Annotated in this window: 20 protein-coding genes; 4 read left to right on the forward strand and 16 right to left on the reverse strand. The window is 42.8% G+C overall.

Going from position 1 to position 18,239, the window contains the following annotated elements; translation table 11 throughout:
* Window positions 1-18: 18 nt before the first annotated feature.
* Window positions 19-1,020 (reverse strand): riboflavin biosynthesis protein RibF, encoded by a 1,002-nt coding sequence (gene ribF / locus FTU02_RS06650; RefSeq protein WP_111886018.1) that lies wholly within the window; start codon window positions 1,018-1,020, stop codon window positions 19-21.
* A gap of 208 nt (window positions 1,021-1,228) precedes the next feature.
* Here ribF and FTU02_RS06655 point away from each other — a divergent pair, with 208 nt between their 5' ends.
* The 3 genes from FTU02_RS06655 (at window position 1,229) to FTU02_RS06665 (ending at window position 4,398) form a co-directional block, all read left to right on the forward strand.
* A complete protein-coding gene (locus tag FTU02_RS06655; protein WP_180156426.1) occupies window positions 1,229-2,377 on the forward strand; it encodes a TDT family transporter in 1,149 nt (382 codons plus the stop codon).
* Between the two features lie 259 nt (window positions 2,378-2,636).
* The gene (locus tag FTU02_RS06660) at window positions 2,637-3,713 is read left to right on the forward strand and encodes an aromatic ring-hydroxylating dioxygenase subunit alpha (protein ID WP_180156427.1); all 1,077 of its coding nucleotides are present in this window, start codon (window positions 2,637-2,639) and stop codon (window positions 3,711-3,713) included.
* Window positions 3,714-3,831: 118 nt separating this feature from the next.
* Entirely contained in the window at window positions 3,832-4,398 is a 567-nt protein-coding gene (locus FTU02_RS06665) for a 5'-nucleosidase (RefSeq protein WP_078190650.1), read from the forward strand.
* Window positions 4,399-4,467: 69 nt separating this feature from the next.
* Here FTU02_RS06665 and FTU02_RS06670 read toward each other — a convergent pair whose 3' ends face one another.
* From FTU02_RS06670 to ubiG, 14 genes are all read right to left on the reverse strand, one after another.
* A complete protein-coding gene (locus tag FTU02_RS06670; RefSeq protein ID WP_078190649.1) occupies window positions 4,468-5,088 on the reverse strand; it encodes a TetR/AcrR family transcriptional regulator in 621 nt (206 codons plus the stop codon).
* Between the two features lie 347 nt (window positions 5,089-5,435).
* Window positions 5,436-6,242, reverse strand: coding sequence for an ABC transporter ATP-binding protein (locus FTU02_RS06675; RefSeq protein WP_180156429.1), 807 nt, complete (start codon window positions 6,240-6,242; stop codon window positions 5,436-5,438).
* Between the two features lie 10 nt (window positions 6,243-6,252).
* Window positions 6,253-7,068: an aliphatic sulfonate ABC transporter permease SsuC gene (gene ssuC, locus FTU02_RS06680; RefSeq protein ID WP_180084476.1), complete on the reverse strand. Its 816-nt coding sequence runs from the start codon at window positions 7,066-7,068 to the stop codon at window positions 6,253-6,255.
* Window positions 7,068-8,243 carry an FMNH2-dependent alkanesulfonate monooxygenase gene (gene ssuD / locus FTU02_RS06685; RefSeq protein ID WP_180132830.1) on the reverse strand — a complete coding sequence of 392 codons (1,176 nt, stop codon included), beginning with the start codon at window positions 8,241-8,243 and terminating at the stop codon, window positions 7,068-7,070. Before ssuD ends, ssuC begins: the two co-directional genes overlap by 1 nt.
* Before the next feature lie 33 nt (window positions 8,244-8,276).
* The gene (locus FTU02_RS06690) at window positions 8,277-9,266 is read right to left on the reverse strand and encodes an aliphatic sulfonate ABC transporter substrate-binding protein (protein WP_180132829.1); all 990 of its coding nucleotides are present in this window, start codon (window positions 9,264-9,266) and stop codon (window positions 8,277-8,279) included.
* A 26-nt stretch (window positions 9,267-9,292) separates the two neighbouring features.
* Window positions 9,293-10,255 carry a sulfonate ABC transporter substrate-binding protein gene (locus FTU02_RS06695; RefSeq protein ID WP_180156431.1) on the reverse strand — a complete coding sequence of 321 codons (963 nt, stop codon included), beginning with the start codon at window positions 10,253-10,255 and terminating at the stop codon, window positions 9,293-9,295.
* Window positions 10,256-10,594: 339 nt separating this feature from the next.
* Window positions 10,595-11,947 (reverse strand): amino-acid N-acetyltransferase, encoded by a 1,353-nt coding sequence (gene argA, locus FTU02_RS06700; protein ID WP_078193276.1) that lies wholly within the window; start codon window positions 11,945-11,947, stop codon window positions 10,595-10,597.
* Between the two features lie 131 nt (window positions 11,948-12,078).
* Entirely contained in the window at window positions 12,079-12,489 is a 411-nt protein-coding gene (locus FTU02_RS06705; protein WP_168379728.1) for an RcnB family protein, read from the reverse strand.
* Between the two features lie 243 nt (window positions 12,490-12,732).
* Entirely contained in the window at window positions 12,733-13,143 is a 411-nt protein-coding gene (locus FTU02_RS06710) for an RcnB family protein (RefSeq protein ID WP_078193274.1), read from the reverse strand.
* A 310-nt stretch (window positions 13,144-13,453) separates the two neighbouring features.
* Window positions 13,454-13,609 (reverse strand): hypothetical protein, encoded by a 156-nt coding sequence (locus FTU02_RS06715; protein WP_180156433.1) that lies wholly within the window; start codon window positions 13,607-13,609, stop codon window positions 13,454-13,456.
* Window positions 13,610-13,827: 218 nt separating this feature from the next.
* Window positions 13,828-14,247 (reverse strand): hypothetical protein, encoded by a 420-nt coding sequence (locus tag FTU02_RS06720; protein WP_180063057.1) that lies wholly within the window; start codon window positions 14,245-14,247, stop codon window positions 13,828-13,830.
* A gap of 168 nt (window positions 14,248-14,415) precedes the next feature.
* Window positions 14,416-15,165: a YciK family oxidoreductase gene (locus tag FTU02_RS06725; protein ID WP_078190639.1), complete on the reverse strand. Its 750-nt coding sequence runs from the start codon at window positions 15,163-15,165 to the stop codon at window positions 14,416-14,418.
* A gap of 36 nt (window positions 15,166-15,201) precedes the next feature.
* On the reverse strand, window positions 15,202-15,900 hold the full coding sequence (locus FTU02_RS06730) for an HAD family hydrolase (protein ID WP_078193272.1): 699 nt from the start codon (window positions 15,898-15,900) through the stop codon (window positions 15,202-15,204).
* Window positions 15,900-16,610 (reverse strand): bifunctional 2-polyprenyl-6-hydroxyphenol methylase/3-demethylubiquinol 3-O-methyltransferase UbiG, encoded by a 711-nt coding sequence (gene ubiG, locus FTU02_RS06735; protein ID WP_078190637.1) that lies wholly within the window; start codon window positions 16,608-16,610, stop codon window positions 15,900-15,902. Before ubiG ends, FTU02_RS06730 begins: the two co-directional genes overlap by 1 nt.
* Before the next feature lie 182 nt (window positions 16,611-16,792).
* Between ubiG and FTU02_RS06740 the strand changes: the two genes are divergently transcribed.
* On the forward strand, window positions 16,793-17,410 hold the full coding sequence (locus FTU02_RS06740; protein WP_111885097.1) for a thiol:disulfide interchange protein DsbA/DsbL: 618 nt from the start codon (window positions 16,793-16,795) through the stop codon (window positions 17,408-17,410).
* Between the two features lie 37 nt (window positions 17,411-17,447).
* On the opposite strand, the gene FTU02_RS06745 is transcribed toward FTU02_RS06740, so the two are convergent.
* Window positions 17,448-18,125, reverse strand: coding sequence for a TetR family transcriptional regulator (locus tag FTU02_RS06745; RefSeq protein ID WP_180156435.1), 678 nt, complete (start codon window positions 18,123-18,125; stop codon window positions 17,448-17,450).
* Between the last annotated feature and the right edge of the window lie 114 nt (window positions 18,126-18,239).

Consider the following 18,239-nt stretch of genomic DNA (forward strand, 5'->3'; position numbering starts at 1 on the left):
ACAATAAATAATCGGGGTTTAAAAGGGGAAATGAGGGTGCTGACCTCGAAACTCAAGGAGCTTTTCGACGTCATCATCAATTCCCGCTTTCAGTGCTTCAAGCGAAGGGTAGTCCTTTTCGCCATGTAAAAAGTTCAAGAACGTCACCCGCATTAACAGGCCATACAGATTAGCAGAAACATCAGGAAAATGTACTTCTAATCGCCATTCAGGATGTTCCTGTTTAATCGCGGGACGCGTACCAACATGCCCTGCACCAAACAGGGCAGAGGGTGCATAACCTGCAACCCCTAATTTGTCAGCATTTTCGCTTTTTACTTTATCTGTTAAAGATTCGGTTTCACAAATGACATCGACTGCATAAATGCCATTTAAACAAGGTTTATGACGGTTTAAACGCACATTAATGGTAGGAAAATTAATCGTGCGACCGATTTGATCGCCATACTGTACACGACCTGTAATGCTATAAGGACGACCTAAAAGCTTTGCGGCATGGGCAAGGTCGCCTGCTTGTAATGTCTGACGAACCAGTGTTGAACTGACACGTTCGCCATCGACTTCGACATTTTGCAGGGCTGTGACTTGGAAGCCGTATTGGCGTAAAAATTCGCTATTGCCTTGACGGTTTTTGCCAAAGTGGTGATCTTCGCCCAAAACTAAACTTTGTGTATTGAGCTTATTTTTTAAAATATCGGCAAATTCTTCAGCGCTGAGATTACGAAAGGCATTGTCAAATTTCGCCACCACAATATAGTCGACGCCCAGTTCAGTTAAATATTCGACTTTTTCACGTAGTGAACTGATTCGAGGTGGAGCGTCATAAGCTTTAAAGAATTCAAGTGGTTGTGGCTCAAAAATCATCACAGCTGTTTTTAAGTTTTGTTGCTGTGCTATGTCTTTGAGCTGGCTGACCATCGCTTGATGACCCAAATGTACGCCATCAAAATTGCCAATGGTCACGGCAGTTTTGGGGAGTTCTAAGTGGGGCGCTAAAGCATTCAGACGGAGCAGCTTCATGGGCGAATCAATTGTTGAAAATGTTTGAGGGCTATATATTGCCATAATCTTCTGCGTTCGTCTTGTTGTTGTGTTTTTACTCAAGTTTTTTTATGCAGAGATGAATTTATTATCAGTAAAATAAATTATAAAAATAAATATTAATCAATTTTTCTTATTTAATGGTGTGCTTAAACTATAGACATTCCATTTTGATGAGCATCATGCGATGAAAATGCCATTTTATCAACTCCAGCATAAACAAGATTTGATTCGTCATTTCACCCCAAACTGGTTTACGGTGGTGATGGGCACAGGTGTGGTGGCCCTCATTTTACCATCTATAGCGGTGGCGCCGCAGTGGATGTGGTCCATCGGAGCAGGGTTGTGGCAGATCAGCATCGTGTTGTTCATATTGTTTAGTGGGATGTATCTCAGCCGATGGATCTTATACCCACAAGAAGCCAAGCAGATTTTTCAGCATCCGGTGATGAGTTTATTTCTTGGGGCGATCCCCATGGCACTGGCAACCCTGATCAATGGCGCATTGAAATTTGGCACCACGCTTTACACTGAGTTTTTGGGCGTAAGCATCATCACATGGGCTGAATATTTATGGTATGTCGATGTGTTGATGGCAATTGCGATTGCATGGTGTGTTCCATTTCTGATGTTTAGTCGTCAGCAACATGCGCTGCAAGGCATGACCGCAGTATGGTTATTGCCGATAGTGGCTTGCGAGGTGGCTGCCAGTTCAGGCGGTTTATTGTTGGCGCATTTACCTGCACAGGCTCATGCTGTCCATATTTTGCTGGGGAGTTATCTGCTTTGGGGAATCTCAGTATTTCCAGCATTTGCCATTTTAAGCATCTTGTTGCTGCGTCTGGCTTTACATCAATTGCCAAGCAAGGATATGGCGATCAGCAGTTGGTTGGCCTTAGGACCGATTGGGACAGCGGCTTTAGCGCTGTTAATTTTGGGAGAGCAAGCCCCACGTATTTTGACAGCAGTAAATTTGGTTGATTTAGGACAAGTATTACTTCAAGGTGGCGTGTTCGCAGCCCTTGTTCTACTCGGATTTGGTGTATGGTGGTTTGGAATCGCTATACTCACCACACTAAAACATTTACGAGATTTACCCTTTAATCTCGGGTGGTGGGCGACGACGTTTCCATTCGGCGTTTTTAGTTTGGCGGTCATCCATTTGGTGGAACAAACGCAGTTACACGCTATTCAACAGTTCGGTACTTTTTTTGCAGTATTGCTCTGTACGCTTTGGACATTGGTGATGCTGAAAACCATACAAGGGTTTTATTGCGGTAGCTTATTTTTTTCTCCGTGTTTAAAAGCGTATTGTGATGCTCAGCGCGCATCTTAATTGATGTCGGGTGAATGTAAATCCGTTGAAGAAAAATATAGCGCGTTGGCTTTGACGGATTTCAGCAAACAAATATAGAGCTTGTGCAAGCGTGTGATGCAGTTACGTTATTTTGCTATCCAAGCAAAACATTCATGTATAAAATTTGCGCGTATTTTCGAGAGATCAACAGGCTTCGAGATATAAACTTGCTTGTAGTGTAGGTGCTAGAGTAAGGATTATGGATTAAAACAAAAAAGATAAAAATAAGGATCGAATTATGTGTAATCAAACCTGTTTTTGGGATGATGCCAAAGGATTATTAGAAGAATGGTACGTCGCTTGTACCTCTAAAGAACTCAAAAAAGATCAGCCTTTTTCAGCCACCCTGTATGGTAAAAAAATTGTTCTGTTCCGACAAAAAGATGGAACAGCTGCTGCATTGCTCGATCAATGTGTACATCGTGGCGTGCCTTTGTCTCAGGGTAAGATGACTGATGGCTGCGTGACGTGTCCATATCATGGCTGGTCGTATCAGGGCGATGGGCATGTGGCGCATATTCCTAGTGTCAATGGACAATTTTTTCCAGAAAAACCGCATCCTTTTAAACAGCGTAGTTTTGATGTATGTGAGCAAGATGGGGTGGTATGGATTTATCTCGGTGAAAAGCCCAAACAGGAACGCCCAGAAATATTTAAATTACCGTTTTATGATCAAGCCGGCTGGGTCAGCTATTACATGGTCGGCAGTTATGATGGTGAGATGGGCGCTGTTGCACAAAATATTATGGATGTGACCCATACTATATTTGTCCATGAAGGCTGGTTTCGTTCAGAGTCCGGAAAAGCCGTAGATGCCACCATAGATGTCGGGCCGCGCAAAGTAGTCGTTGACTATCATGACCATGATGCAGATGTTGGCATGATGCCATGGCTGACCAATCCGCATGGTGCTGAACAGGTTCACCGCGACAGTTTTATCGCACCGAATATTACCTTGGTGGAATACCATTGGGGAGAGCCGTCGGGTATGGTGTTTAATAGTCTGATTAGCCCTGTGGGACCGTATGAGTCACGGGTTTATACCTGTGTCAGTTATAAATTTCCGATTCCAAAATTGTTGTCTAAGGCATTGATGCCGGCTGTGAATGCCTATACTTGGGTGGTCAACAAACAAGACATTAAAATTTTGTCAGCGCGAAGAGCTGGGATCGAGCATATGCCAATGACCCATTCGCATAGTGTACGAGGGGATATGGCGCATATTGCCTTAGAGAAGATTTTAGATGCCTTACGTCATGACCAACAATTGGCACCGTCATTTATTGGCAAACGTCCGATGCAATTTCAAATTTGATAACAGTTGAATCTGTTTGAGGAGTTTATTTTTCTGAGCAATGTGATTTTTGAAGATGATTTTTTCTGCGCACGTGCAAATGTATGCTATATGAAGGCATTAATTTGAGGAGACCGCTATGCGTCAGCAAATCGCTTTAATTATGGCACTGCCGAGTGAATCTAAAGGCTTATTTGAAGCTGCAGGCATTGAAGTGCATTACAGTGGTATTGGTAAAGTCAATGCCGCATTTAAAGCCTTTGATGTGATTCAAAAAACCGGATGTCATACTTTGCTGAATTTGGGCACTGCGGGAAGTTCACATTTTGATGCACATGCTTTGGTTGAAGTAGCTCAATTTGTACAACGGGATATGGATGTATCGCCTTTGGGTTTTGATGTCGGGGTGACCCCGATGGATACCGATCATCCTGCTGAAATTCAGCCAGAGAGCATGTTTAGTCATTTGCCTAAAGGAATTTGTGGTACAGGCGACAGCTTTGAAACTGGGCTGCCGAAAGTACCGTGTAATCTTGTCGATATGGAAGGCTACGCAATCGCTAAAGTATGTAAAAAACTGGGTGTTCGCTTTGTGTCGGTAAAATATATTACCGATGGTGCGAATGACACAGCACATCTGGATTGGGAAGAAAATTTATTATTCGGCGCAAAGAAATTATTGGAATTATATCAAACAGTAAAATAAGGCATTCAGCTAATTTCGGTCGGCGACCATAGAATGCTATGGTCGTATGCCAATTCGACCCAATTCAATTTACTTTTCTGGGCGTGGAATTACACCGTAAAGCATCATATGGACGGTATGTTGAATAATCCTTTGTTGCATACTGCGATTACGTAAGGTTTTTCCAGTGACCATTTCCATTTGGGTTGCAAAGTCAGCATAGTTTTGCGTGATTGCCCAAATGTTCAGAATTAAAAGTTCTGGATCAATATCTTTTGAAATTTTGCCTTGTTCTTGCCAGTTGCTAATGACTTTGGCTTTGCGTTTCACTAATTTTTTTAGTGGACCTTTTAAAATTTCAAGAATGTGTGGTGCGCCCTGAATGACTTCAAGTGCGAACAAACGTGAGGCTTTCGGTTGGGTACGAGATACTTCAATTTTCTGCAATAGATAATTGGTGATCGCTTCTTCGGGCTCAAGGTCTGCTTCCAACATTTGTAGCGGAGCAAGCCACTTTTGTAGAACCGTAGTCAGAACTTCAACATAAAGCGCTTCTTTATTTTCATAGTAATAGAAAATATTCGATTTATGCATTTCTGCAATCTGTGCGATCTCATCCAAGCTGGCGCCATTGAAGCCATACAGGGAAAAGACATCCAGTGCTGCATTAAGCAACTGGTGGCGTTTCTGGGTACTCTTTTTTTGTTCCATTAGCTCTTTTAAGAAAATGAAAAGGGAATATTGAATTGTACGGCAAATCAACAGATTTGTGCACAATCATCGTTTTTAATTTTATGAATTTTGGCAGTTTATTCTGTTCAACGGTCAAATAAATACGACGAATGCCATAATATTTCAAATAATCATTTTAGGGTGAAATTTAAATAAATCATTATTTTTAGTCATGGATTTATATGATTTGTCGTAATTTTTGTGATGTATTTGTCAACAGGCGATAAATCTACCCTCAATGCTAAATATGGTTTTGTTGCGATATTGTTCTTGAATAGTACAGGAAGTCACACGGTTTAAGTGATGATTTCCTGCACAAGTACAGCTTAAGTGGCCAAGACCGCTTGCAAGACTTGTTGTTCAAGTTCAGTAAATTCAATGCCTTTTTTTCGTGGGCGGGTCAAATCGACACTAAATTCTTTGGCAATATGGCCTTTATCAAGCAAGAGTATACGGTCTGCCAACTGTACGGCTTCACTCACATCATGCGTGACCAAAATCGCGGTAAATCCTTGTTCAGTCCAGAGTTTTTCAATCAAATTCTGCATATCTAAACGTGTCAAGGCATCGAGCGCACCCAGTGGTTCATCTAGCAGCAAAATGCGTGGTTTATGTGACAAAGCACGTGCCAGTGCAGTACGTTGACGTTGCCCCCCTGATAGCTGTGTTGGCCAAAGCCCTGCTTTGTCTTTTAAACCAACTTTCTCGAGGAGTGCTGTGGCATTGGCATGTTGGTCTTTGCTTAAACCGAGTTGCACATTTTTCTCAATGCTACGCCAAGGCAGGAGGCGAGGGTCTTGGAACATCACACGAATATCATCACTGGTGATGCCTTCACGAATATGACGTGCAGACTTAAATTTAATTTCGCCATAACTCGGCTTTTCTAAGTAGGCGATGAGGCGAAGCAGGGTACTTTTACCACAGCCACTACGACCGACAATCGCCAAGAATTCACCGGGTTGAATATGTAGGTCAAGGTCTTCAAGGACTTTAACATCGCCATAAAATTTGTGTAGTTGTTCAATCAGGATCTCTGCGCCCAACACCGCATGGGGGTTGATATCCTCGACAGAAGAACGCTGAGGTTGGGTTGAGTCGTCTGCATGACGGCTTATGCTTAAATCGGTCATCACATGCTCCTTATTTTTGGTAACCCGAGTGCCAACGGAGTAAATATTTTTCTAAGGTAACAGCCAGTACATCGGCCAATTTACCGAGTAGGGCATACAATAAAATGCCGACCAAGACGATGTCGGTTTGCAGGAATTCGCGTGCATTCATGGTCATATAACCGATGCCGGCTTGTGCAGAAATGGTTTCTGCCACAATCAACAAAACCCAAACGAGACCGAGTGAAAAACGCAGGCCAACCAAAATAGACGGCATCGCTCCCGGCAGAATGATTTCTTTATACAGTTGCCAGCCACTCAAACCGTAGCTTTTGCCCATTTCAATCAGTTGAGGGTCTACAGAGCGAATACCATGATAGGTATTGATATAAATAGGAAAGAATACGCCAATAGCGACTAAAAAAAGCTTGGCCGATTCATCGATCCCAAACCATAAAATCACCAATGGAATCAGGGCAAGAGCAGGAATGTTACGGATCATTTGCAGCGTGGTATCGAGTAGCGTCGATGCTGTTTTGGATGAACCATTCAGCAGCCCTAAAAAAAGACCTAATCCACCCCCAACTAAAAGCCCAACCAAAGCACGACCCGCACTGATTTGGACATGCTTCCACAGTTCACCACTGATCAGTAAGTTCCAAAAGGCTACCACCACCGCACTTGGCGCAGGCAAAATGCGACTTTCTAACAGCCCTGTAACAGAGGCAATTTGCCATACAATAATTAATGCAATAGGAAACAACCAAGGCAGCAAACGCTGCCCGAGTTGTGTTCCACGTGAAACCTTCGGTGCTTTGAAGGTTTCAACAGAAACAGTTTTGGACATTAGGCCGGCTCCTGAATCTTTCCAGCTTTTTTATTTTCATCTGGGGTGTAGTTGTTCGCGACGATCTCACCAAATGGGCCGGTTAAGTTAGGTTGAACCAATTTCTGACGCGTTTCCAATGGCAGTAGTGGGAACACCAATTCTGCGAAACGGATCGACTCTTCAAGGTGTGGGTAACCAGAGAAAATAAAGGTATTAATCCCGAGATCGGCATATTCTTGGATACGTGCGGCTACAGTTTCAGGATCACCAACGAGTGCCGTACCTGCACCACCACGAACCAATCCAACACCTGCCCATAAGTTTGGCGATACTTCTAATTTGCTACGGTCGCCATTGTGCAGTTCAGCCATACGGCGTTGACCAACAGAGTCCATGGTTTTGAACTTGGCTTGCGCGGCTGCAATGGTGGCATCGTCGACATATTGGATCAGCTCTTCTGCTGCTTTCCATGCTTCTTCATTGGTTTCGCGCACAATGACATGTAAACGAATGCCATAATTCAGTTCACGTCCTTTGGCTTTGGCTTTTTCACGCACCACTGCAATTTTTTCTTTTACCGCAGCAGGTGGCTCACCCCAAGTTAAATAGGTGTCAACTTGATCCGTTGCCAGTTCAACAGCTGCCTCTGAAGAACCGCCAAACCATAGTGGTGGATACGGTTTTTGTACCGGTGGATAAAGTAATTTTGCGTCGTCCACACTCAGGCGTGCGCCATGGAAGGTATAGCTTTCACCAGTATGTGAACGGGTTAAAATTTCACGCCAAATCGTGGTGTATTCTGCGGCAGTTTGGTAACGCGTCGCATGATCTTCATAGACACCATCACCCTTGAGTTCTTGCTCATCACCGCCTGTGACTAAGTTTAGTAAGATACGACCGCCAGATAAACGGTCAAAAGTTGCAGCCATACGTGCAGTCAGTGCAGGCGTTGTCACCCCCGGACGTAGAGCGACTAGAAATTTTAGATTTTTAGTGGCATCAATCAAGCTTGCAGCTGTAAGCCATGGATCTTCACATGAACGACCTGTCGGAATCAGAACGCCTTCATAGCCAAGATTATCCACCGCTACTGCAATTTGCTTCATGTAGGCATGATCGACTTGGCGTGCACCTTTACTTGTTCCTAAGTAGCGACTGTCACCGTGGGTAGGGATAAACCAGAAAATTTTCATGTTCAGTTCCTTGTATTTTTGATGGCTCGGGTATCAATGTGATGAAGGTGTCCAAACTTGCTTTTGGACTTGAATGTTGTTTGGAATCAGTTGGACTTGTTTAAATAAGTCCGCAATATTTTGCTGTGCTTGTATGACCTCGGGTGTCAGCGAGCGCACAGGAGATGGTTTAGACCGGCGTAAAAAGGCTTGTGCAGCAATATTCTTTTGCAGCCCTGTGCTGTTTTTATAAATCTCTAAAGCCACATTTTGGTTCTTCACAATCCACTGATCGGAAGCGTCTAAGGCCTTTAAAAATTTAGCTGGGGCATCAGGGTGCGCTTGAACGACTTTTGGATTTGCCACATAAAATGAATAGGTCTTTGGAAAATCACCAGATTGAATCAGCACTTTAGCTTGAGCATCCAACTCCGCTGCAGATAAAAACGGGTCCCAAATGGCCCATGCATCAATTGATTTTTTATCAAATGCGGCACGTGCATCTGCTGGTGGAATCCAAATCGGTTGAATGTCATTCCAAGTCAAACCGGCTTTTTCTAAAGTTTTGGCTAATAACTCATGCGCACTCGAGCCTTTTTGTACAGCAACGCGTTTGCCACGTAATTCTTGAATGGTTTTGATTGAGCTATCCGCTGGAATCACGACAGCAAGCGACTGTTCAGGCACCACTTCATAGCCAATATAATTCAGGTCTTTATTGGCAGCTTGGGCGAAAATAGGCGGGGTGTTGCCGACATAGCCATAATCCACCGCACCGACCGCAAGGGCTTCTAACATTTGTGGGCCAGCAGGGAACTCCTTCCACTCAATGTGAGCGCCGGGAAATTGTTGTTCAAAGAGCTTTTGTTCACGGGCAACCAGCAAATTTAAGGCTGATTTTTGGAAACCGATAACCAAGGTTTTTACGGCTGTTTCAGCTGGTTTTTCACGATCCTGCTGTGCTTTTTCTTGTTTTTGGCAGGCACTGAGTCCAAGGCCAAAAGTGGTTAAAGTCAGTATGGAAAATGTTCTTAGAATACGCATGGCATCGCCCTTATGCTGTGGTCGGCTTATTTGATAATGGCCGACTCAATATTTAATTTATTGGGAATTAATTTTTCGTTATAAAACGCATCAGCGACTTGCTGCTGCTCTTGCGCCACTTGTGCAGTAATCGGCGTCACTTGATTGCCTAAACGAGAAATTGATGTTTTAAGTACATCTAGACCTAAGCCGGTTTTGCCTTCGAGTAACTTGGCCGCTTCATCTTGATTTTTTGAGACCCATTGCGTGGTCAAATTCAACTCATTCACCACAGCTTGCAGGACTTTTGGATTTTCCTGAGCAAATTTACGATCGGCCAAATAGAACTGGTAGTTCTTCACCAAGTTTTCGCCATTGGCAATGGTGCGAGCATTAAGTTGATGCTCAGCGGCAGAAAGGAACGGGTCCCAAATTACCCATGCATCAACTGCACCTTTTTCAAAAGCAGCACGTGCGTCGGCAGGTGGTAAATACACGACATTGATGTCGCTAAATTTAAGCTGATTAGCTTCCAACAACTTGAGCAACAGGTAATGCACGTTTGAGCCTTTGTTTAAGGCCACACGTTTACCTTTTAAGTCCTGAATACTGTGAATAGCCGAATCTTTTTGCACAATTAACGCTTCAGCTTTTGGAACAGCAGGTTGGTTGGCAATGTAAACCAAATCGGTTTGAGCGGCTTGAGCAAAGATAGGCGGTGCTTCACCGACTTCACCAAATGACACGCTGCCCACATTGAGCCCTTCAAGCAGCTGTGGACCCGCAGGAAATTCCACCCATTTGATATTTACACCTTGGCTTTTTAAGGCTGTTTCTAAGGTTCCGCGTTCTTTTAAAATTGGCAATAAGCCATATTTTTGGAAGCCGATATTTAAGGTGACATTTTCTTCAGCCTCTTTTTTGCCACAGCCCGACATCATCATGGCACCCACAACCGCTGCAGACAGTACAAGTGTTTTTGTCCAAAGTTTTGCTTTGTGAGTACGCATGTGTTGCTCCTATAAAGGTCTAAATGTGCAGAACTGTTGATTTATGAACACATAAGCTAAAGAGTTTTCTTTTTCGAAAAAAATAAGAAAACTTAAATTTAAAATCAGGAAAAAAGATAAATAAAAATTAGCAAAAGTTATGAAAAAATATGATTTTAGAAAAACATATAATGTGTCTAAGTGTTATTTTAAGTTATTGAAATTATTTTATTTATTATGGTTATTTAAATGGTAGATATGGTTATTCTGTGGCTTGCAAAGTGATTTGAGGGGGATAGCCAAGGGATTCGGCATAACCTTATGCAAAATAATGCTATTCAGCACATAAAAAAAGCCACTTTAAAGTGACTTTTTACAAACCAATGAGTTTCTTTGATAGTTATATAAGGCCTGACGGGCATTAGGTAAGTCATCGACACTGACTTGTTCAAATCCTTGTTCAAGGAACCAATGCGCTGTCCGTGTGGTCAAAATAAACAATTGTTCAATACCTAAATCTCGCGCTTTTTCTTCTAAATAATGCAAAATTTGGCTGCCACGATTCGATTTTCGATACCCCGGATGCACAGCCACACATGCGATTTCAGCAGAGCGTTTTTCATTCCCTGTGACAGGAATCGGGTATAACGCAGCGCAGGCCAAAATCGTACCGTCACGTTCAATCACTGCAAATTGTCCAATTTCATTTTCCAGACGTTCGCGTGAGCGATAAACCAAGATACCTTCTTGTTCGAGAGGGCGTAACAGATTGATTAAGCCACCCACATCTTGAATATCGGCAGTACGCACTTCTTCATAATGCGCATCAGTGATCATGGTGCCAGAACCGTCACGCGTGAACAATTCTTCGATCAATGCGCCATCATAAGCATAGGAAATAAGATGAACACGGTGCACGCCTTGTAGGGAGGCATCTTTGGCAACGCTTAAATGCAGGGCAATATCGGGATTAGAATCTTGATATTGCAAAATATGCTGATCAAGTTGATGAGGTGTAATTTCACGTTGTAGCTGCCCATGTTCATTGTGCAAACCGTGTTGTTTGCCCAAGAAAATCAACTTATCCGCTTTTAAGCTTATGGCGGTTTTGGTCGCAACTTCTTCAGCCAATAAATTAAACACTTCTCCTGTAGTGGAATAACCTGTCGGCCCAAGCACCACAATATTTTGGCTATCTAAATGACGTTGAATTGCATCGATATCGACGGAACGAACTTCACCAGACAGTTGAAAATCGATACCATCACGAATGCCATACGGTTTTGCCGTGACTAAATTACCTGAGACCACATCAATACGCGCGCCGTACATCGGTGAGTTGGCTAAACCCATAGATAGGAGGGCTTCAATTTGCAGACGAATGGAGCCAACAGCATTCATCACTGCAGGTAAGGATTCGCGAGTGGTAATGCGACGATGATGATGAAATGGTGTCTGGATGCCGCTGCTTTGTAAATTATGATTGATTTGCGGACGGGCACCATGCACCAAAATTAGACGAATACCAAGCGAGTGTAATAAGGCAATATCGTGAATAATGTGTTGAAAATTTTCATGTTGCAGCGCTTCACCATCAAACATGATGACAAAGGTTTTGTTGCGATGCGCATTAATATAGGGTGCAGAATGACGGAACCAATGCACATACTGTAAGGTTGTGCTAGAAGATGGTTCAGTGATATTCGTTTGCATGCCTATGCCTGTTTATTCGCTTTGGTATGGATGATTCTAAACAAAAACATATGACAGCGGAAAGCAAATATAAAAAAACACCTGAACAGTGTTCAGGTGTTGGGAAAGGGATTTAAGAGATCGTCGAATGATTAGCCATTCTTAATGCGAATGATGCGATCGGTACGATCATTGACTAGCACGTAGTCACCATTGATTTTGTACCATTGTTGATAACGACCGGTGTTCGGTAAGCGGCGCGCTTCACGATCACTCACTTTGTAGCGGCTTGAATCGAAATAACGAGGAAAGCTTTGACCAACACGCCAATCGCGGCTTGGATTTACACGACGAAAGTCATTACGGTCGTAGCGATTATTGTCATAACGGTTGTTGTTATTCCAATTGCTCGGACGGTGATCTTTGTCCCAACGGTTGTCTTGATGTTGGTATGACGGATGGTAACGGCGGTCATCTTGACGATGGTCTGGCGCAGCAATGGCTGCTGTTGTTGCCATCAAAGCCGATACGGAAAGAACTAAACTCGATACGATTTTGTTCATGGGACACCTCTATACATTTCTAATCTGTTTTTCGATGATTCAAAATTAGCGAGAAAGTTCAGAGAAAGCGTGGGGGCAATATAGTTGAATTGTGAAATGTATGGAGGAAATTTGAAGGTGTGTAAATGATCTGAACGCTAGGCAGCATCAGCTTTTGCGGTTAAACATTAAAAAAACCTCATAAAAAAAGCCCAGAGTTGATCTGGGCTTTAAAAAAAATGGCGAAATTAAATTCAAAACGGCTTACATACCTAAAATTTTCAGAATACTGTTACTATCTGAGTTGACCAATATGTAGTCATTATTGATTTTATACCATTGCTGATTACGCGATGGTTTAGGTAAGTTATGGTCTTTATAATCGACTTTATAACCATTACCACGATAATGCTGTGGCATCACATAGCCCGTTTGCCATTTATGTTGTTGCAAACGTTTGACTCCACGTTGTTCACGCATACGGCGTCGATCTTCAAGATCGTCATCGTCCTGATAACCACGGAAATCACGATCTTTTTTCATTTGACCATATGCATTGCCGCGTGGGCCATCAAAGCCACGTTCATCGTTCTTGAAGTGAGGCGCTGCAGACGTGATGCTGCTTGCTATTAAAGCACTGAAAGAAATAGCCAAAATTGGCAAAATCTTTTTCATGTTCAACCCTCATGAGTAATTTATCTTCAATATCACTACTGTACGCATTAAATGCAGAGAAACTGTGAAGAAAGATGAATATTTCTTTAAATAAAACGAAGAGATTACGGATATTATGCGATAAATTTGGCGCCGAGAACAATCTTTCCATCTTGAAAGCGATGGTCCGATAATGCGTGCTTTTTATCCTTGCAATGCAGTCTTGATCAAATTTGAGGTCTATTGTAAGCACGATCAAAAACGCCCATCAAGTCTTGATGGGCAAATAGGGTAGAGATACTGGAATGAAAACGGTGGGTAAATTCGGGTTTTAGTACCACTGCTCATAGAGGCATTGGAGTGAATAAATCGCTTGAGCCACAGATTCAGCTTGCTCGGCATCGTCCATTGCAGAGATCAAATTTTCAGTCAGTTGTAAGTTTTTAATTGAACGAATGGTTTCAATTTTGCGTTTTTGATCAGCCATTTGGGTCTCCTTGCCGTCGGTCTATGTCATGGCCAGCAGTCTATGCTTTTATACTTAATTTGAAAAACCGAATATTATTATAAAAATAATTTAAAAATACGATCAATGGCAAGTTGGGTAATGAAGCTGTCTATTGATCAAAGCTTGTTGAATTTCAAGGTTAAAAAAAGGGCATCAAATGGCCCTTTTTAAACATGAATTTTTCACTTGGAACACACTTAGTATGCGTATTTCAGGTCGGTATAATCTGTTAATGATTTTTGAATATGAGCTTGAATAAATTCATTAATATCTTCAGGTGTCATTGCTGCACCTTGTTTGGTAATCACATGCTCAAACGGTGCTTGATCTTGCGCAATGATGCGATAAACAAAGTTAGTGATCACTTGAAAGCCTGCTTCTTGCTTTTGAATGCAAGTGATATAGAAATAGGCATGCTCAAAGTTTAAGTCAGTATGCGAAAAAATAAATTGTTCAAATAATTTTGCATTTTGACCGACATCTAATCCTTTTAAATCGTCCACGATACTCGGGTCGAATTTCATCCCATATTTTGCTGAAATCGGTTGACCATCGACCAGTAGGTTAACCATGCCATCCTCAGTTGGAGTCACTGTAATATTGCTAAAGTCAGACATGTATCAATCCAATGTTTTTAAAGAATGCCCCAAGTATCGGCAAATTTGCTAAAAACTCAAGTCGACTTTCGCGTGGTCACTGCAAAATCAGTCGGTTAATGATGTTTTGTAGGCATTCAATACATAGAAAAGGAAGCTCGCGCTTCCTTTTTTAAATTGGCTTTCAGCTTATTCATCTTGGGCATCTATGCTGGCACCGGTTAAATGCAAGCTGTCGTCACCCATTAAATATAAATATGCAGGCATGATGCTTTCAGGCGTAGGCAAAGTTTTTGGATCTTCGTCTGGATACGCCTTTGCACGCATGGCAGTACGTGTCGCACCGGGATTAATGCAGTTAAAACGAATATTGGGGTGTTCATTTTCTTTGGCGAACAATGTACTCACGGCTTCAATGGCAATTTTTGAGACCGAGTACGCGCCCCAACGTTCACGGGCTTCACGTCCCACACCCGAACTGGCAAAGACCACTGAGGCATGCTCAGATTTTTGCAGTAATGGCATTAGCTCTTGAGTCAGTACAAAAGGCGCACGAAGGTTCACCGCCATAACATCATCCCAAACATCCACAGGATAATGTTCTAGTTCAGTTCGCTCACCCAAAATCCCGGCATTATGCAAAATGCCGTCTAGGCGACCAAATTGCTTTTCTAAGGTGTCGACCAATAGCTCATAATCACGAGGAGAGGCACTAGACAGTTGTAGCGGTAAAATCGCCGGTTGGGGGGCACCCAATCCTTCAATTTCATCGTAAATCACTTCTAGTTTATTCAGTGTGCGTCCATGTAAAACCACGGTTGCGCCATGCAAGGCATAGCTGAGGGCAGCCGCACGGCCAATACCATCGCCCGCACCTGTAATCAGGATAATGCGATCTTTGAGCAGATCGGGGCGAGGTTGATATTCTGAATATTTCATCCGTACCTCCTCGTTTTATTGTGTTGTGTTCTATCGTTATAAAGTCGCTGTGTTTAGCGTTTTCGGTTTGATGACCAAATCATGAATGACTTCATGCAATTCAGCAACAGTCTTCACTATACAATCTGCATGCCAAGCTGTTAAGTCATCTTTGTGTTGTAAAGGTAAATAGCCATAAGCCGCAAGAATTGTGTACATCTGCGCATTACGACCGGCATCGATATCACGTGGATGATCACCGACATAGATACAGTCTTGAGCATCTAGATGAATGTGCTTGGCTGCTAAATACATCGGCTCTGGGTCTGGCTTGGTTTTACTGACATCGTCTGGGCAAACCAATACCGAGCAGCGTTCAGTTAAATTCAACGCTTTGAGCAACGCTTCACTGAGTGAACGCGGCTTATTGGTGACAATGCCCCACGGAATTTGATGTTGTTCTAACTCTGCGAGTAGTGGATACATGCCTTCAAATAGGTCTGTATCGACGGCTATATCAGCACCATACAGATCTAAAAAGCGTTGACGATGTGCCAGAAAGACAGGATCTTCAACGTCTAACTCTGGATAGACCAGTTTGACCATCGCACGCGCGCCTTCAGATACTTGTACACGAATATCTTCTGCACTGACCACCGCAATGCCTTTGTCACGGCACATGTCTTGAATAATACGAATAAAATCAGCCGCGGTATCAATCAGTGTACCGTCAAGATCAAAGAGTACAGCTTTCATTAGGCTTCTTTCACCGTATGAACCATGTAGTTCACATCCACATTGGGTGCGAGCCAATAGCGTTTGGTGATCGGGTTATAATGTAAACCTGTCATATCTTTGAGTTTTAACTCGGCTTGACGAATATCATGAGCTAATTCTGAAGGTTTAATAAACTTTGAATAATCATGAGTGCCTTTCGCCAACATACGTAAAACATATTCCGCACCAATAATCGCAAACAAATACGCTTTAGGATTACGGTTAATGGTCGAGAAGAATACATGACCACCCGGTTTTACCAGTTTTTGACACGCTAAAATAATTGATGCTGGATCAGGTACATGTTCGAGCATTTCCATACAGGTAACGACGTCATATTGACCTGCTTGTTCTTCTGCCAATTGCTCTACAGGCACTTGGCGATATTCAATATTTTGCACATTTTCTTGTTCGGCATGTAGGCGTGCAACATTTAATGGCGCTTCGCCCATGTCGATACCTAATACTTGCGCGCCACGACGTGCCATGCTTTCAGCTAAAATACCGCCGCCACAGCCTACATCTAATACTTTCTTGCCAGTGATGCCATTTGAATGCTCATCAATCCAGTTCAAACGCAGGGGATTAATCATGTGCAAAGGGCGGAACTCAGAATGCTGATCCCACCATATGGCTGCGAAAGCTTCAAATTTGGCAATTTCTTGTGGATCAACATTCAATTGCGACATCGGTTGCACCTCAATCAAGTCTTTATATTTTAGAAAAAAGTTTATGGGAGTTAGTGTAGCGCGTCCTGAAAAAAAAGCGATAAAAGCCTTAAAAAAGTTCACAGAATGAAAACGAAATCGACAGATTTGATTTATAGTGTTGCCATAAACTAATCATAATGATTTTGAGGACGATAAGTTCAATGAAAAAATTCCTTTTAGGCACGATTACAACAGCTATTTTGGCTTTTTCTGGCAGTGCGATGGCAGCGCAATTTGTCGCGGGGACTGATTACACAGTTATTCCAAAACCGATTAAAGTCGAACGTCCGGGTAAAATCGAAGTCCGTGAGTTCTTTTGGTATGGCTGCCCACATTGTTTTACATTAGAACCGCATATGCAAACGTGGTTAAAGCAATTGCCTAAAGATGTACGTTTTGTCCGTACACCTGCAGCAATGAATCCACTTTGGGAACAAGGCGCGCGTGCTTACTATGCATCGGAAGCACTGGGCGTTCGTCAAAAAGCACATTTACAATTGTTCCATGACATTCATGTGGGTCAAAAAAATATCTTAGAACAAGGCGCATTTGCTAAGTTCTACACCCGTTATGGTGTTCCTGAAGCGAAATTTAACAGCACATTTAAATCATTTGCTGTGTCTTCAAAAATTGCTCAAGCGAAAAGCTTAGCGGCTCAATATCAATTGAGCGGCGTGCCTGCGATTACCGTCAATGGTAAATACATCGTACAAGGTGAAGATGCACGTACCGTTGAAATCGTGAAATTCCTTGTTGATAAAGAGCGTAAAGCAAAATAACAGATGTTTTGAAAAAGCCGCACTCAATGCGGCTTTTTTATGGCGATAAATTTTGCGGATCAGAGATTTGAGCCAAAGATCGATCCCAGTGCAAGATGCCACGAAATAAGAGCTGAACTTGGGTCTGAGCTTGGCGGCGAAATTGTTGTAGCGCATCCGTACGTTGTGGAAGCTCAACATGTCGATGTAAGTCAATCCACTGCATTGCCCAACTCAAGGCCAATTCAAACAAAATTTGTCCCAATACTTTGAGGTCTTGTTCGGATTGAATATGTTGAGTCGCTTCAACTTGAGCCAGTGCATGGGCCAAATCGGTACTGAGAAAATTAAACTCACGAGTAATGGCTTGTCTTAAGAATGCTGAACCACCCCAACGTTCAGCAATAAGAAACATCCATGCCTCAGGAAATTGCTCAACGGCATGAAATAAATAATCCAGACTTTGTCGTGTGCGTGCATCTGGTGCTTGAAAGCATTGCTGACTCAGTTGATTGAGGACATTCCGAAGGTGCAGGGCCATTTGGTCGACTAGTTCCAAACCGAGTTCGTCCATGTCTTGAAAATGGCGATAAAACGCAGCAGGAACCAAGCCGACATGACGGGAAATTTCGCGTAAGCTCAGACTGCTAAAAGAACGGCCTGTGGTACTCAATGCAAGCGCTGCATCAAGGATAGCTTTACGACTTTGTTGCTTACGTTCTTCCCGTATCGACATGCAATTCGTCCTGAATTTTGCGTGGCTTCAGTCTAACAAATTTCCTGATGTCGTACGATGGGCCTATCAAAACTTGGATGAATGGATTTTGTAAATGCGCACGAATGCGTCCCG

Source organism: Acinetobacter sp. YH12045 (assembly GCF_013419925.1).
Lineage (GTDB): Bacteria > Pseudomonadota > Gammaproteobacteria > Pseudomonadales > Moraxellaceae > Acinetobacter > Acinetobacter amyesii.